At 69.7% G+C, this 12944-nt stretch carries 13 protein-coding genes; 9 read left to right on the top strand and 4 right to left on the bottom strand.

What is annotated here, in order from left to right:
• Nucleotides 1-36: 36 nt before the first annotated feature.
• Nucleotides 37-489: an acyl-CoA thioesterase gene (locus tag ACO1BU_RS00880; RefSeq protein ID WP_424134003.1), complete on the bottom strand. Its 453-nt coding sequence runs from the start codon at nucleotides 487-489 to the stop codon at nucleotides 37-39.
• 135 nt (nucleotides 490-624) lie between these two features.
• Between ACO1BU_RS00880 and minC the strand changes: the two genes are divergently transcribed.
• The 4 genes from minC to ACO1BU_RS00860 all read left to right on the top strand — a co-directional run bounded on the left by minC (nucleotide 625) and on the right by ACO1BU_RS00860 (nucleotide 4372).
• Nucleotides 625-1365: a septum site-determining protein MinC gene (gene minC, locus ACO1BU_RS00875; RefSeq protein ID WP_424134002.1), complete on the top strand. Its 741-nt coding sequence runs from the start codon at nucleotides 625-627 to the stop codon at nucleotides 1363-1365.
• Between the two features lie 171 nt (nucleotides 1366-1536).
• Nucleotides 1537-2355 (top strand): septum site-determining protein MinD, encoded by an 819-nt coding sequence (gene minD, locus ACO1BU_RS00870; RefSeq protein WP_424134001.1) that lies wholly within the window; start codon nucleotides 1537-1539, stop codon nucleotides 2353-2355.
• Nucleotides 2352-2633: a cell division topological specificity factor MinE gene (gene minE / locus ACO1BU_RS00865; protein WP_424134000.1), complete on the top strand. Its 282-nt coding sequence runs from the start codon at nucleotides 2352-2354 to the stop codon at nucleotides 2631-2633. The genes minD and minE overlap by 4 nt, the downstream gene beginning before the upstream one ends.
• Before the next feature lie 74 nt (nucleotides 2634-2707).
• Nucleotides 2708-4372 (top strand): putative bifunctional diguanylate cyclase/phosphodiesterase, encoded by a 1665-nt coding sequence (locus ACO1BU_RS00860; protein ID WP_424133999.1) that lies wholly within the window; start codon nucleotides 2708-2710, stop codon nucleotides 4370-4372.
• Between the two features lie 12 nt (nucleotides 4373-4384).
• On the opposite strand, the gene ACO1BU_RS00855 is transcribed toward ACO1BU_RS00860, so the two are convergent.
• Together ACO1BU_RS00855 and ACO1BU_RS00850 are read right to left on the bottom strand one after the other, a co-directional pair.
• Nucleotides 4385-5107: a DUF1028 domain-containing protein gene (locus ACO1BU_RS00855; protein WP_424133998.1), complete on the bottom strand. Its 723-nt coding sequence runs from the start codon at nucleotides 5105-5107 to the stop codon at nucleotides 4385-4387.
• Nucleotides 5108-5190: 83 nt separating this feature from the next.
• Nucleotides 5191-6540 (bottom strand): hypothetical protein, encoded by a 1350-nt coding sequence (locus tag ACO1BU_RS00850; protein WP_424133997.1) that lies wholly within the window; start codon nucleotides 6538-6540, stop codon nucleotides 5191-5193.
• A gap of 201 nt (nucleotides 6541-6741) precedes the next feature.
• On the opposite strand from ACO1BU_RS00850, the gene ACO1BU_RS00845 reads away from it, so the two are divergent.
• Together ACO1BU_RS00845 and ACO1BU_RS00840 are read left to right on the top strand one after the other, a co-directional pair.
• Nucleotides 6742-8277, top strand: a complete 1536-nt coding sequence (locus ACO1BU_RS00845; RefSeq protein ID WP_424133996.1) for a L,D-transpeptidase family protein — start codon at nucleotides 6742-6744, stop codon at nucleotides 8275-8277.
• Nucleotides 8274-8861, top strand: a complete 588-nt coding sequence (locus ACO1BU_RS00840) for a YcbK family protein (RefSeq protein ID WP_424133995.1) — start codon at nucleotides 8274-8276, stop codon at nucleotides 8859-8861. Before ACO1BU_RS00845 ends, ACO1BU_RS00840 begins: the two co-directional genes overlap by 4 nt.
• 54 nt (nucleotides 8862-8915) lie before the next feature.
• Here ACO1BU_RS00840 and ACO1BU_RS00835 read toward each other — a convergent pair whose 3' ends face one another.
• The gene (locus tag ACO1BU_RS00835; RefSeq protein ID WP_424133994.1) at nucleotides 8916-9362 is read right to left on the bottom strand and encodes a hypothetical protein; all 447 of its coding nucleotides are present in this window, start codon (nucleotides 9360-9362) and stop codon (nucleotides 8916-8918) included.
• Between the two features lie 200 nt (nucleotides 9363-9562).
• Here ACO1BU_RS00835 and ACO1BU_RS00830 point away from each other — a divergent pair, with 200 nt between their 5' ends.
• The 3 genes from ACO1BU_RS00830 (at nucleotide 9563) to ACO1BU_RS00820 (ending at nucleotide 12940) form a co-directional block, all read left to right on the top strand.
• On the top strand, nucleotides 9563-10732 hold the full coding sequence (locus ACO1BU_RS00830) for a multidrug effflux MFS transporter (RefSeq protein WP_424133993.1): 1170 nt from the start codon (nucleotides 9563-9565) through the stop codon (nucleotides 10730-10732).
• Between the two features lie 64 nt (nucleotides 10733-10796).
• Nucleotides 10797-12422, top strand: coding sequence for a peptide chain release factor 3 (locus ACO1BU_RS00825; protein ID WP_424133992.1), 1626 nt, complete (start codon nucleotides 10797-10799; stop codon nucleotides 12420-12422).
• Complete coding sequence (locus tag ACO1BU_RS00820; protein ID WP_424133991.1) at nucleotides 12419-12940, top strand: hypothetical protein; 522 nt, start codon at nucleotides 12419-12421, stop codon at nucleotides 12938-12940. Before ACO1BU_RS00825 ends, ACO1BU_RS00820 begins: the two co-directional genes overlap by 4 nt.
• Nucleotides 12941-12944 lie beyond the last annotated feature (4 nt).

The raw sequence follows: 12944 nt of genomic DNA, 5'->3' as shown, positions 1-12944 counted from the left end.
CCGGGCGCGGCTCGGTCCGGCGGTCCTGAACCTGTGTCACACTCGGTTCTCGCTTGTGAGCAGCGGCGCTACGGCATCGCGCAGGGCCTGGGGGAGGGGGGTTGGCCGGGTCTGGGTCTCCCGGTCGACATAGACATGGATGAAATGACCCTCGGCGCTGGCCTGGTCCTCTTCATTGCGGAAGATGCCGATTTCGTAGCGGATCGAGGTGTTGCCGATCCGGGTGACCCGCAGCCCGGCCGTGACCAGGTCCGGGAAGGAGATGGGGGCAAGATACCGGCAGCCCGTCTCCACCACCACGCCGATCACGGCGGAGGTCTTGAGGTCGATGGCCCCGGAGGCCAGCAGAAAACGGGATACGACCGTGTCGAAAAAGGAATAGTACACAACATTGTTGATATGGGCGTAGGCGTCGTTGTCGCCCCAGCGGGTCGGGATCTCGAGAAAATGGCGGTAATCGGCCCGGACTGGGCGCTTTTTCTCGCTCACGGGGCAGCTCCTGTGGCCTAGTAGAGGCACCGGAAGGTTCCCGTGCTTGTTGCGCTGCGCAAGGCTTCGCCTGCCGGACGCTTCCCTGTAATGTGAGCGGACGACCCAAGCCCCCCAAGGACCACACCCGACCAGATGTCATCTCCCGCGTCCGAAGCCCGACTGGAGCCGTTCCGGCTGCGCGGGGCCAATTTCAACCTCCTGGTGCTGCGCCTGCTGGATCCCCGGGTGGAGGTGATTGTGCCCGCCCTGGCTGACCAGTTCCGCCGCGCGCCCGGTTTCCTGCGCAATGCGCCCATTGTGCTGGGGCTGGACGATCTGGACCCTGCGGCAGCGCCGGATTTCGGCCACCTGACCGCTCAGCTCCGCCAGGTGCAGATCTCGCCCATCGGGACCACTGGCGGGGGGCCGGAGCTGAAGGCGGCCGCCCAGGCCGCCGGCCTGCCGCCGCTACGCGCCGCGGGAGCGGAGCAGCCGCTGGCGGCGCCGGCCCAGGCACCTGCGCCGGAGCCCATGCCCGAGCTACCGCCGCCGCCCTCGGGCTGGCAGCCGACCATGGTGGTGGATCAGTCGGTCCGCGCCGGGCAGCGCATCTGGGCCCAGGGCTGCGACCTGATCGTGCGTGGAACGGTGAACCCGGGGGCCGAGGTGATCGCGGACGGGAATGTTCATGTTTACGGTACGCTTAAGGGGCGGGCGATCGCGGGCGGGGCGGACAACCTCTCGGCCCGGGTCTTCGCGCTGAACTTCGAGCCGGAACTGGTCTCGATCGCCGGCTATTATGCCGTGCGGGACGGGCTGGGGGATGCGCCGCTGGGCAAGACCGTGCAGGTCTGCCTGGTCGGCGAGAGCATGCGCTTCGACAAGCTGGGGTAGGCGGACCGCATCCGGCCGGCATCGGCTGGGTGCGCGAGGCCGCTCCGGCGCGTGCCGGGCCGCCGCAATCCCCTTTGCAGGGGCGGCACCGGCCGTGCGATGGAAGTAACGTTTTATCTCGCCGCTCGGGACAGGGGCGGGCGGCGGGCCTGGGGGGTTGGAGGTTCGCGCATGGCGCAGGTGATTGTGGTGACTTCGGGCAAGGGGGGCGTGGGCAAGACCACCTCTTCCGCGGCCTTCGCAACCGGGCTGGCACAGTCCGGCAAGAAGACGGTGGTGATCGACTTCGATGTCGGCCTGCGGAATCTTGACCTCATCATGGGTGTTGAGCGGCGGGTGGTGTTCGACATCGTGAACGTGATCAGCGGCGAGGCGCGGCTGAACCAGGCCCTGATCCGCGACAAGCGGGTCGACACGCTCTCGATCCTTCCGGCCAGCCAGACCCGGGACAAGGACGCGCTCACGAAGGAAGGCGTGCAGACCATCATCGAGGAGCTGTCGAAGGAGTTCGACTACATCCTCTGTGACAGCCCTGCCGGCATCGAGAAGGGCGCCCTGCTCGCGCTCTACTTCGCGGACCAGGCGGTCGTGGTGACCAATCCCGAGGTTTCCTCCGTCCGCGACAGCGACCGCATCCTGGGCGTGCTCCAGTCCAAGTCGAAGCGGGCCGAGGAGAAGAGGGACCCGGTCAAGGAGCATCTTCTGGTCACCCGCTACGATCCGTCCCGCGTGGAGCGGGGCGAGATGCTGAAGCTGGAGGATATCCAGGACATCCTGCGGATTCCCCTGCTGGGCGTGATCCCGGAGAGCGAGAGCGTTCTGAAGGCCTCCAACACCGGCAATCCCGTGATCCTGGACGCGGAATCCCAGGCTGGGCAGGCCTATAAGGATGCCGTGGCACGGTTCCTTGGCGAGCAGCGGCCCATGCGCTTCGTGGATGCGGAGAAGAAGGGCTTCCTGTCACGCCTGTTCGGCGGGAGGGCCGCATGAGCTGGCTGAGCTTCTTTCGAGGCAAGCAGGAGGAGGCGCCACCAACGGCGTCCGCAGCCAAGGAGCGGCTGCAGATCGTGCTCGCCCATGAGCGCATCTCCCGCAAGGGCGAGGATTTCCTGCCGAAGCTCCAGAAGGAGATCGTGGAGCTGGTGGCCAAGCACGTGGCCATAGACGCGAACCGCGTGAATGTCTCGCTGGAGCGGGGCGGCGACCTGTCGACCCTTGCCATCGCCGTGGAACTGCCAGGGCCGGAGCCGGCGCGTCGGGCGTCCTGAGAAGGACGCCTTAACCCTCCGTCAAACGGCGTCCCCCCAGTCTTGCCTCTGAACCAGAGGCAGGATTCGGGCGGATGGCACGGAGGTTGTTCCCGCGGCGCGCTTTGCGATCGCGGCTGATCCTGCTTTCGGCGGCACCATCCCTGACCGCGGCGCTGGCCGGCCTGGCGAGCGCCTGGGTGGGCAGTTCGCCGGAGGCAGCCGCGGCGGCGATTGCCGTCACGCTGACAACGGCCATGCTCGGCGTCGCCCTTGTGGCGCACCGGATCGGGGCCATGCTGGCCGCCCTGACCGAGGCGCTGCGCCGGCTAGGGCACGGAGAGTCGGCCGTGCCGATTCCGCCGGCGCCGCGCGGTGCGCCGCGGGAGGTGATCGAGCTGACCGATGCCTGCACGCTGTTCCGCGATGCCTCGGCTGAGCGTAGCCGGCTGTCGGAGCGGCTGCGCTGGCTGGCGAATTTCGACGGGCTGACCGGCCTGCCCAACCGCGCCCTGCTGGGGGACCGGCTGGAGCTGGCCTTCGCCGCCGCGCGCCGGGACGGCACCGGACTGGTCGTGCTTGCCATGGACCTGGATCACTTCAAGGAAGTGAACGACACGCTGGGCCATGCGGCGGGCGACCAGGTGCTGCGGGTCGTCGCGCAGCGGCTCCGGGGCTGCCTCCGCGCCACGGATACGCTAGCGCGGATCGGCGGGGACGAGTTCGTGCTCGTGGCGCCGGGGCTGGAGGAGCCGGAGCAGCTCGGCGCGCTTGCGGCCCGGCTTCTGGCCGTGATGGAAGAGCCCGTGGAGGTCGCATCGGATCTCCGCTCCATCGGCCTGTCGATCGGCGCGGCGATCCTGCGGCGTGGCGGGTTTGATGGGCGGCCCGAGGCGCTGATGCAGGACGCCGACCTCGCCCTTTATCAGGCGAAGGCGGATGGCGGCTCCTGCCTCCGTATCTTCGAGCCGGAGATGGATGAGCGGCTGCGGACGCGGCGCGCGCTGGCGGCGGATTTGCGCAACGCCATGGCGCGGCAGGAGCTGACCATCCTGTTCCAGCCGCAGGTTTCGACCGCCACGCGGCGCATTCTGGGTGCGGAGGCGCTGATCCGCTGGCACCATCCGCAGCGCGGCATGATCGGGCCCGATGTCTTCATTCCATTGGCCGAGGAAACCGGGCTGATCGTCCAGATCGGTGCCTGGGTGCTGGAGGAGGCCTGCCGCATCGCCAGCGGCTGGGGCGGGCTGAGCCTGGCGGTGAATGTCTCGGCGTTGCAGGTGCGGCAGGCGAGCTTCGTCGCGACCGTGGAAGTGGCGCTGGCCCGCTCGGGCCTGCCGCCCGAATGTCTGGAGCTGGAGATTACTGAGGCGGCCATGCTGGCCAATACGGCGGACACGCTCGGCATCCTGTCCCGGCTGCGCAGCCTTGGTGTGCGGCTGGCCATGGATGATTTCGGGACAGGTTATTCCTCCCTTGCGACCTTGCAGCGCTTCCGCTTCGACAAGATCAAGGTCGATCGATCCTTCGTGCGGCACTTGGCGGATGATGCGAAGGCGGTCGCACTGCTGCGGGCCGTCATCGCGCTTGGCAGTGCGCTGAATGTGACCACGAATGCGGAAGGGGTGGAGGACGAGGAGCAACTCACCCTGCTGCGGGCCGAGGGCTGCGAGGAAGCGCAGGGCTACCTGTTTGGGCGGCCGATGTCGGCCGCCGAATTCAGGGCCCAGATCGGGCGGCAGGACGCGCAGGCAGCCTGAGACCGGGGCGTGCTACCTGCCGCCGAAGCGCAGATCGAGGCCAGCGGCTTTCCAGGCCGCCTCGATGGCGTCCATGTCCGTAACGCCGCTCGGGTTCGCCTTGCGAGGCTGGCGGTCCAGGAAGGGCGCGCGGTCGCGGCGCCAGATGGCGAGCAGGCGCGACAGTTCCTGTAGCGGATCGGGGTGATCATCCACCCGGATGTCCAGGTCGGGGAAGTCCTCCGTGGTGATCAGGCGCATGGCGGCGGACTGCCGGCCGCGCCGGTCGCCGCCAGCCGCATCGCCGGCTTCCAGTGCCTTGGCCAGGCGCTCCGGCAGGGGGAGATCGGCATGTGCGGCAAGGGCGGCGACAGTGTCGTGCAGGACGGCCGCCCCTGCCAGCATGTTGCCCGCGACGGAGAAGCCGGAGGAGGGGTGGTCGCCCGCCCAGCCGACGCAGTGGCGGCCGGTGAAGGCGGCGCTGCGGCCGAAGCGGTCCACCGCGTGAATTTGTCGGAGCTCGCGGCCCTCGTCGCCAGCCAGAGCCCCCTCAATGGCGGCGGCGGGCGTCAGGCCGCGCGCGAGGCCGTCCAGCACGGCCGGGCCGAGATAGCGGTTGGTGAAGGACTGGGTGGACACTGCGCCCACTCCCGCCCGCAAATGGGGACAGGAGGCGCCGACGGCGAAGCTGCATGTCGTGACGGCCACCGCGAAGGCGCCGCTGTCGGGATCATGGACCACGATGGACCAGGTCATGGGCCCGGCATCTCCTTCACTCTTGCCGGGAGACTACACCGGAGCGCCGGGACGGAAAGCCTGGCTCTGCTCCGGTATGGCGGTCAGGGCTTGCGGGCGAGGAACAGGAGCCAGGCGGCGTGGCGCGGGCCCGCCGCTTCGCCAGCCTCGTCCAGCAGGGCGGCGGCCGGGTCGGTATCGGAAAGGCCGGGGGGCGGGGCGTCCGCCGTCGCGCGCCAGGCGTCCAGCGAATGGCCTTCGAGGCGCAACGGCATCAGCCCCGCCGCTTGAAGCGCGCCGCGGATGGCGGCCTCGGTGATGCCGCCGGGAGCGGGTGGGCGGCCCAGCGCGGCGGCGAGGCGGCGGCCGAGCGAGGCGGCATTTTCCGCCACGACCAGCGCCGTTCCACCGGAACGAAGGAGGCGCGCGGCCAGGGCGAGCTTGGTGGCAAGGTCGGTGGCCGCTTCGTGGCCCTGCGGCAGGAGGATCGCTCGGTCGAAGCTCGCTTCGGGCAGGGCTTCGGAGCCCTCGGAGATAAGGGCCGAGGCAGCCAGGGCAGCGGCGGCCAGCCCCGCACCCCCGAGGGTTACCACGCGCTCCCCACGGCCTTCGCCGAGCATGGACGCCACCCGGGCGGGCAGCCCGCCCCAAGCGGTGGGATGCTTGGCCAGGCGTGGCTCGGTGCCGGGGGGTGGGGCCGGGGTCGGCGAGCCAGCGGGCGGCTCGAAGGCTGCTGGCGGCGCGGGCTCCGCAGGCGGGGTCGTCGGGCGTGGCGGCAGGCTGGTAGGCAGGGCGGCGCGCGGTGGAAGCGACAGGCCCAGCGCCTCCGGCGGAAGCGTCGCACGTGGGATGCTTGGCGCCTGCGGCACGGATAGAGGAGCCATGGCTGCTTCGGGGGAAAGGGTCGCGCGTGGGATGCTTGGTGCCTGCGGCACGGTCAGGGGCGCCATGGCCGCTTCGGGGGGAAGCGTCGCACGTGGGATGCTGGGTGCCTGCGGCACGGTCAGGGGCGCCATGGCTGCCTCGGGCGGCTGAGCGCCGCCGGGCTGACCGGTCTCCGGCAGGCGTGGCGCCGGGGGCTGGACAGGGCTCGTGGCATATTCGCCCAGCATCCGCACCGAGGGGGAGGATCGCATATCGGCGAGGCCGAAGGTCGGCCGGCGAGCAAAGACGACATAGCGGTCATTGGCGTAGACCGGCGTCGTCTCAGCAAGGAGGAGGCGCAGCAGCGGACGAGGCAGGGTATCCGGATCCTGCAGGCTGACCACGGCCCAGTCGGGCGGGGTGCCGGGTTCCGGGGAGGAGAGCGGGCCGACCACCGGGACGAACTCCTCCGGCGCGACCACGCACATGCCCGCTAGCACGCGACCTTCGAGAAAGCGCGCAGTGGCGCTCCAGGCGGGGTCGGTGTTCACGTCGTCGGCCCCGCCAATGTCCGGTGTCGTCTGCGGCATGGGCTCAACTACGCATCCTCTCCCGGCAGAGGCAAGCCGGTTCCGGTGCTCTGCCGCTGGGTGGTGTGGAAACCGACTGACCTGCGGCAACTCGGCTGCGGAACGGGTTTGGCCGCCTGAGGCGAATGGAGTCGGGAACCGGCATGGCGGGGGTTTATTCACCTTGGCAGCGTGGCATCGCGGACGCTATGCCTCCGCCCCATGCTACGTCGCCACGCGCTGACCGGCCTCCTTGCGGGGCTGATTCCTGTCATCGGGCATGCCCAGGGCCCGGAGCCAGGAACTCAGGCGGCGCCCACGCCTGTTGTGCCGACCGGGCCGGGACCACAGAGCTGGGACGCGGTGTTCCGGCTCGCGGCGCGGCTGCGCAAGCTTGGGCAGGACGGGCTCGACACCGCAGCTTATGCCATTCCTCCGGACAGCATGGCTTCGAGCGAGCCAGCCGCTTATCACGCAGGTGTCTACCAGGCGGCGAATGCCGCGCTTGGTGATCTGGTGCTCGGGCGGCTGCGGCAGCCGACCGGGCGCGGCGATATCCTGCGCGACGCATCCACGGATTTCACGCGCTGGCAGGGCGAACTGGTCGGCGCACCGGAGCCGGCGACGCTGATTGACCGCGCGGCCAACCTGCCGGAGGGCGCGGCGCTGCTCCGGGCCGACCTGGCCAGGGCGCAGGGGCATGCCGCCGCCGGCTGGGCTTCCATTCCGCCCGGCGATGGAACGCTGGAGCCGGGGATGGTGGATGCCGCGCGCGTCCCGGCCCTGCGGGCGCGGCTGAAGGCCGAGGATCCCGTGCTGGCCACGGCGCGTGATGGCGGCGCGACTTATGACGCGCCGCTCGAAGCGGCTGTGCGGCGCTGGCAGGCGGCGAACGGGCTGGAGGTGGACGGGCGCGTCGGGCCCGTTAGCCTTGGCCTGTTGAACCGCCCGGCCTCGGCCCGCGTGGCGCAGATCCGCGCGGCGCTGGACATGCGGCGCAACGTCCTGAAGCCGGGTGACGAGCGGCGCATCGAGGTGAACATCCCCGAATACATCCTGCGCGTGCAGGAGGGGGACAAGGTGCTGCTGAAGATGAACGTGATCGTGGGCAAGCCAACCCGCGCCACGCCCACCATGCGGAACCGCGTGACCACCGTGCAATTCAACCCGACCTGGGGCGTGCCTGAGCGCAATGCGCGGGAGGACCTGCTGCCCCGCTTCCGCAGTGACCCTGCGGGAATGAGCGCCAAGGGCTTCCGCCTTTACAGCGTGGTGGCCGGCGAGCGCGTGCAGGTCGATCCGACCACCGTGGACTGGTCCGCCGTGCGGGCGGACCGTTTTCCCTATCTCATCCGACAGGACGCCGGCGACGACAACGCGCTCGGACGGATCAAGTTCATCATGCCCAATTCCGACGACATCTATCTCCACGACACGCCCGACCGCCGGCTGTTCAGCCGGTCAGGCCGTGCCTTGTCCTCCGGCTGTATTCGGCTGGAGCGGCCAGACGATCTCCTGAACATCGTCTTCGAGGGGATGGGCTGGGATGCCGCGCGCATCCAGCGCACCTATGACAGCAAGCAGACCCAGTGGGTTCCGCTGCGGCGGCCGCTGCCGGTGCGGCTGCACTACAGCACGGTAACGGTCGAGGGATCGCGCGTGACGGTGCGGCCGGATATCTACGGCCTGGACGCGGCTTATGCGCGGGAGATGGATCGCGGCGGGGTGCGCGTCGCCACGGCGGGGGTGGCCCGATGATCCGCGTGCTGCAGGGTGGCCGCCCGCATGAGCCGGAATGCCCGTGCTGCGCCGACCGGCGCCTGGGGCGGCGTTCGCTGATTGGGGCGGGGATCGGGTTGCTCGCCTGCACGGGTGGCGCGGAGGCGCAGATCGCAAGAGGCACGCGGCGGCTGAACGTCATGCGCTTTGCCACCAGCGATTCCTTCTCGGGCGTCTACTACACCGATGGGCGCTATGTGACGGAGGCGCTGCGGAAGCTCGACTGGGTGTTCCGCGACCTGTCGCGGGAGGAAGTGACGCCGATGGATCCGCGCCTCTTCGATGTGATGAACGCGGTGGCGGCGCGAATGGAGACGACGGAGCCCTTCGAGGTGATCAGCGGCTATCGCTCGCCCGAGACGAATGGGGCGATCGTGCGGCGTTCCAGCCGGGCCTCCACCGTATCGCTGCACATGTCAGGCATGGCGGGGGACATGCGGCTGCCGGACCGCAACTCCTATGAAATGGCGCGGCTGGCGGCTTCGCTGGGGCTGGGCGGCGTCGGGCTCTACCGGCGCGACGGCTTCGTGCACCTGGATTGCGGGCAGTCCCGCCGCTGGTGAACTGCCCTGTCGTGAAGTGATGGACGGGCGGCGGGGGGCGCCGCCCGTCCGGGGTCAGGAGGTCGCGCGCAGGGGGTTGGCCAGGAGCAATCCCGCGCGCCGCAATACCATCCCGATCGAGAGCGCCGGACCGACAGCCGCATAGGCGGCGGCCGGCGGGGCGAGTTGGAGAAAGCTGGCCAGAGCTTCTCGCCGCGTAGCGCGCTGGGCGAGGCCGAGGCCCATCAGGAGCCGGCCTTCCGCAGGGGTGATCCGGGGGCAAAGACGGCACCCCATGGAGCCCGGGCAGGCGAGGGCACGCAGCAGCGCCTCCAGCGGCGGGGCTGCCTCCCCGATTCCTTCCGTGACGAGTGGCAGGCGCAGGGCCGTGAGCGGCGCCAAGCCGCTGCGCGTGGCCTCCACCCAGGCGCGGGTCGCGTCCAGCAGCACGGCCTCGGCATCCGGGAGGTCCTCGGGCGCGGCGCCATTCCAGGGCCAGTTAGGTAGGCCGCGAGTGGCCATGGGCGGGTTCTCCGGGCGGTGACGCTCCGCAGGTTGCCAATAATGATAATCGTTCGCAAGTGATTTTCCGTCCGGCGGGCCGGGGTTATCGGGGCGGGTTGGAAGGCCATGGTCCGCTGCAGGGCAAGCATGATCGGAAAGAGCTTTCCAAAGCGCCGTGTGCGGCGCAGCAAGGGGGCGAACTGCGCCCCAAGGATTCCATGCCGTCCTGGCTTCCCCTGCTGCTCGGCTTTCTGACGGCCATCGGCCCTGTTTCGACCGACATGTATCTGCCGTCCTTCCCGGGCATCGAGGGGGAGTTCGGCACCGGTCCCGGCAGTGCGCAGCTGACCCTGGCCACCTGGTTCCTGGGCCTGGCCGTGGGCCAGGTGGCCCAAGGCACCCTTTCCGACCGGTTTGGCCGCAGGGGGCCGCTGATGGTCGGGACGCTGATCTATACTTTCGCCTCGATCGGCTGCGCCCTTGCACCCAGCATGGGCTGGCTGGCGGCGTTCCGTTGTCTCGCGGCCTTGGGCGGATCGGCCAGTTCGGTCATCCCGCGTGCGGTGGTGCGCGACATGGCCACCGGGCTCGAGGCGGCGCGGCTGATGTCGCGCCTGATCCTGGTGATGGGGGCGGCGCCGATCCTGGCGCCCTCACTAGGGAGCGCGCTTCTCGGGGCGGCGGGGTGGCGCTCGATCTTCTGGGTCATGGCAGCCTATGGGGCAATTTCCTGCCTGCTGGTGTGGAGGCTCCTGCCGGACACGCTGCCGCCTGAGAGGCGACTGCGGCTCGGCCTCGTGGCCATGCTGGAGGGCTATTGGCGGGTCGTGACCGAACCGGTGTTCCTGACCCATGCCCTGATGGGCGCGGCCGTGATGTTCTTGATGTTCGCCTATATCAGCGGTGCCCCGGCCATCTACATCGAGCATTTCGGGATTACGCCCGGCCAGTTCGCCATTGTCTTCGGCTGCTCGGCAGCCGGCTTTATTGGCGGGGCGCAACTCAACCCTCGCCTGGTGGCGCGCTTCGGGCCAGGGCGGGTGCTGACGGTGGCTTCTGCCGCCTTGCTGGGGGCGGCGCTGCTGCTGACCATACTCGGCTGGACGGGCTGGGGCGGGATGTGGGGAATCTTCCTGCCCGTGATCCTGATGCTTACGGCCAGCAGCCTGATCATGCCGAATTCGGCCGTGGGAGCGCTGGCGCGCCATGGGCAGCGGGCGGGAACGGCCTCCGCGCTGATGGGAACCATGCAGTTCGCGGTTGCGGCGCTCGGGAGCACGGCGGTCGGCCTGCTTGCGGACGGAACACCCCGGCCGGTTACCCTGGTCATCCTGTTCGGGGCCTTCATGACCATCCTGCTGAACCAGCTTCGGCGCCGCCACGGGTGAGGGCTGCGTCCCGCGGGGACGCAATCCGGTTGCGCCTCCGGCCCAACCTCGCCAGATAACGGTTATGGACCAGACCACCCCGATTGAGGCCCTGCCGGCGACCACGGCGGGGGCCTCCGCCGTCGCGCGCGAGGCCGCGAGGCGGCGCGCCTTCGCGATCATCGCCCACCCGGACGCCGGCAAGACCACGCTGACGGAGAAGCTGCTGCTGCGCGGTGGCGCCATCCAGCTGGCCGGGCAGGTGCGCGCCAAAGGCGACCGACGGCGGACCCGGTCGGACTGGATGAAGATCGAGCAGGACCGCGGGATCTCGGTCGCGACCTCCGTCATGACCTTCGAGCGGGACGGGGTGGTGTTCAACCTGCTGGACACGCCGGGCCATGAGGACTTCTCGGAGGACACCTACCGCACGCTGACGGCGGTGGACGCGGCGGTGATGGTGATCGACGCGGCCAAGGGTATCGAGGCGCAGACCCGGAAGCTGTTCGAGGTCTGCCGCCTGCGGGACATCCCGATCATCACCTTCATCAACAAGATGGACCGGGAGAGCCGGGACGTCTTCGAGCTGCTGGACGAGATCGAGAAAACCCTGGCGCTGGACGTGACGCCGGCGGCCTGGCCGGTGGGCTCGGGGCGGGGCTTCCTCGGCACATATGACATGCTGGAGCCGGCGCTGCATTTGCTGGCCGAGGGTTCCGGGCCGGTGAGGCTGACCGGGCTGGATGACCCGAAGATCGACGAGCTGGTACCGGCCGAGGAGGCCGCGGCGCTGCGCGAGGGCGCGGAGCTGGCCAGCGCCTTCCCGAGCTTCGACCTGGAGGCCTTCCGCCAGGGAACGATGACCCCGGTCTATTTCGGCTCGGCCCTGCGGGACTTCGGAATCGGGCATCTTCTGGAGGGGCTGGCGCGCTTCGCGCCGCATCCCGGCGCCCGGCCGGCGGATACGCGGCGGGTGCAGCCGGAGGAACCGGCGCTGACCGGCTTCGTCTTCAAGATCCAGGCGAATATGGACCCGAACCACCGGGACCGCGTGGCCTTCCTGCGGATCTGCTCCGGCCGGCTGGAGAAGGGGATGCGGCTGCGGCAGACCCGGACGGGCAAGCAGGTGCCGGTGAACGCGCCATTGTTCTTCTTCGCCCAGGACCGGCAGGTCGCCCAGGAGGCCTGGCCGGGCGATGTGGTGGGCATCGCGAATCACGGCATCCTTCGGATCGGCGACACGCTGACCGAGGGCGAGCAGATCAACTTCCGGGGCGTGCCGAGCTTCGCGCCGGAGATCCTGCGCCGCGTGATGATCGAGGACGCGATGGTCGGCAAGAAGCTGCGGACCGCGCTGGAGCAGCTGGCCGAGGAGGGCGTGGTGCAGCTTTTCCGCCCGCTGGACGGCACGCCGCCGGTGGTGGGCGTGGTAGGCGCGCTGCAGCTTGATGTGTTGGCGGAGCGGCTGAAGGCCGAATACGGTGTTCCCAGCCGTTACGAGAGCACGCCCTGGTCGATGATGCGCTGGGTCGTATCGGATGATAAGGCGGCGATGGAGAAGTTCCGGCAATCCGCGCCGCATGACACGGCTGAGGACCATGACGGGGCGCTGGTGGCCTTCTTCACCAGTGATTGGCGCCGGAACCGCGCGGAGGAGGAGTGGCCGATGCTGCGCTTCCTGAAGCTGCGCGAGCAGCACGAGGCGGCGTGAAAGCGCCCGGGGCCGGCGGCAGGGCGCTCCCTACGGGGAGCCTTGCCCTCTTCCTCGACTTGGATGGCGTCCTGGCTGACTTCGACCGGGGCGTGAAGACGGTGACCGGCAAGCGGCCGGAGGAACTGCCGTTGAAGACGATGTGGGCGGCGCTGGCCAAGGCGCCGGCCTTTTTCGACACGTTGGAATTCATGCATGACTCGGAGGCGCTGTGGCGCTTCTGCGAGCCGTATCGCCCGACCATCCTGACCGGCCTGCCGCTGGGAAGCTGGGCGCCGGCGCAGAAGAAGAAGTGGGTTGCGCGGATGCTGGGCGCCCATGTGCCGGTGATCACCTGCATGAGCAAGGAGAAGCCGCGCTGGTCCGGGCCGGGCCATGTGCTGGTGGATGACCGCGCCTCGGCCCGGGAGGGCTGGGAGGCCAAGGGTGGGATCTTCATCCACCATGTCTCGGCTGAGCGCTCCATCGCGGCATTGCGGAAGCTGGGCTTCACGGGCGAGGAGCCGGCCGGGGGCTGAGCCT

The organism is Roseomonas chloroacetimidivorans (assembly GCF_049629625.1).
Lineage (GTDB): Bacteria > Pseudomonadota > Alphaproteobacteria > Acetobacterales > Acetobacteraceae > Roseomonas > Roseomonas chloroacetimidivorans.
This window is presented reverse-complemented; position numbering and strand designations above follow the sequence as displayed.

Excerpts from the sequence above, each read along its gene's own strand:
- minC (WP_424134002.1), top strand. The coding sequence starts at position 625 with ATGTCATCTCCCGCGTCCGAAGCCCGACTGGAGCCGTTCCGGCTGCGC.
- minD (WP_424134001.1), top strand. The coding sequence starts at position 1,537 with ATGGCGCAGGTGATTGTGGTGACTTCGGGCAAGGGGGGCGTGGGCAAG.
- minE (WP_424134000.1), top strand. The coding sequence starts at position 2,352 with ATGAGCTGGCTGAGCTTCTTTCGAGGCAAGCAGGAGGAGGCGCCACCA.
- ACO1BU_RS00860 (WP_424133999.1), top strand. The coding sequence starts at position 2,708 with ATGGCACGGAGGTTGTTCCCGCGGCGCGCTTTGCGATCGCGGCTGATC.
- ACO1BU_RS00855 (WP_424133998.1), bottom strand. The coding sequence starts at position 5,107 with ATGACCTGGTCCATCGTGGTCCATGATCCCGACAGCGGCGCCTTCGCG.
- ACO1BU_RS00850 (WP_424133997.1), bottom strand. The coding sequence starts at position 6,540 with ATGCCGCAGACGACACCGGACATTGGCGGGGCCGACGACGTGAACACC.
- ACO1BU_RS00845 (WP_424133996.1), top strand. The coding sequence starts at position 6,742 with ATGCTACGTCGCCACGCGCTGACCGGCCTCCTTGCGGGGCTGATTCCT.
- ACO1BU_RS00840 (WP_424133995.1), top strand. The coding sequence starts at position 8,274 with ATGATCCGCGTGCTGCAGGGTGGCCGCCCGCATGAGCCGGAATGCCCG.
- ACO1BU_RS00835 (WP_424133994.1), bottom strand. The coding sequence starts at position 9,362 with ATGGCCACTCGCGGCCTACCTAACTGGCCCTGGAATGGCGCCGCGCCC.
- ACO1BU_RS00830 (WP_424133993.1), top strand. The coding sequence starts at position 9,563 with ATGCCGTCCTGGCTTCCCCTGCTGCTCGGCTTTCTGACGGCCATCGGC.
- ACO1BU_RS00825 (WP_424133992.1), top strand. The coding sequence starts at position 10,797 with ATGGACCAGACCACCCCGATTGAGGCCCTGCCGGCGACCACGGCGGGG.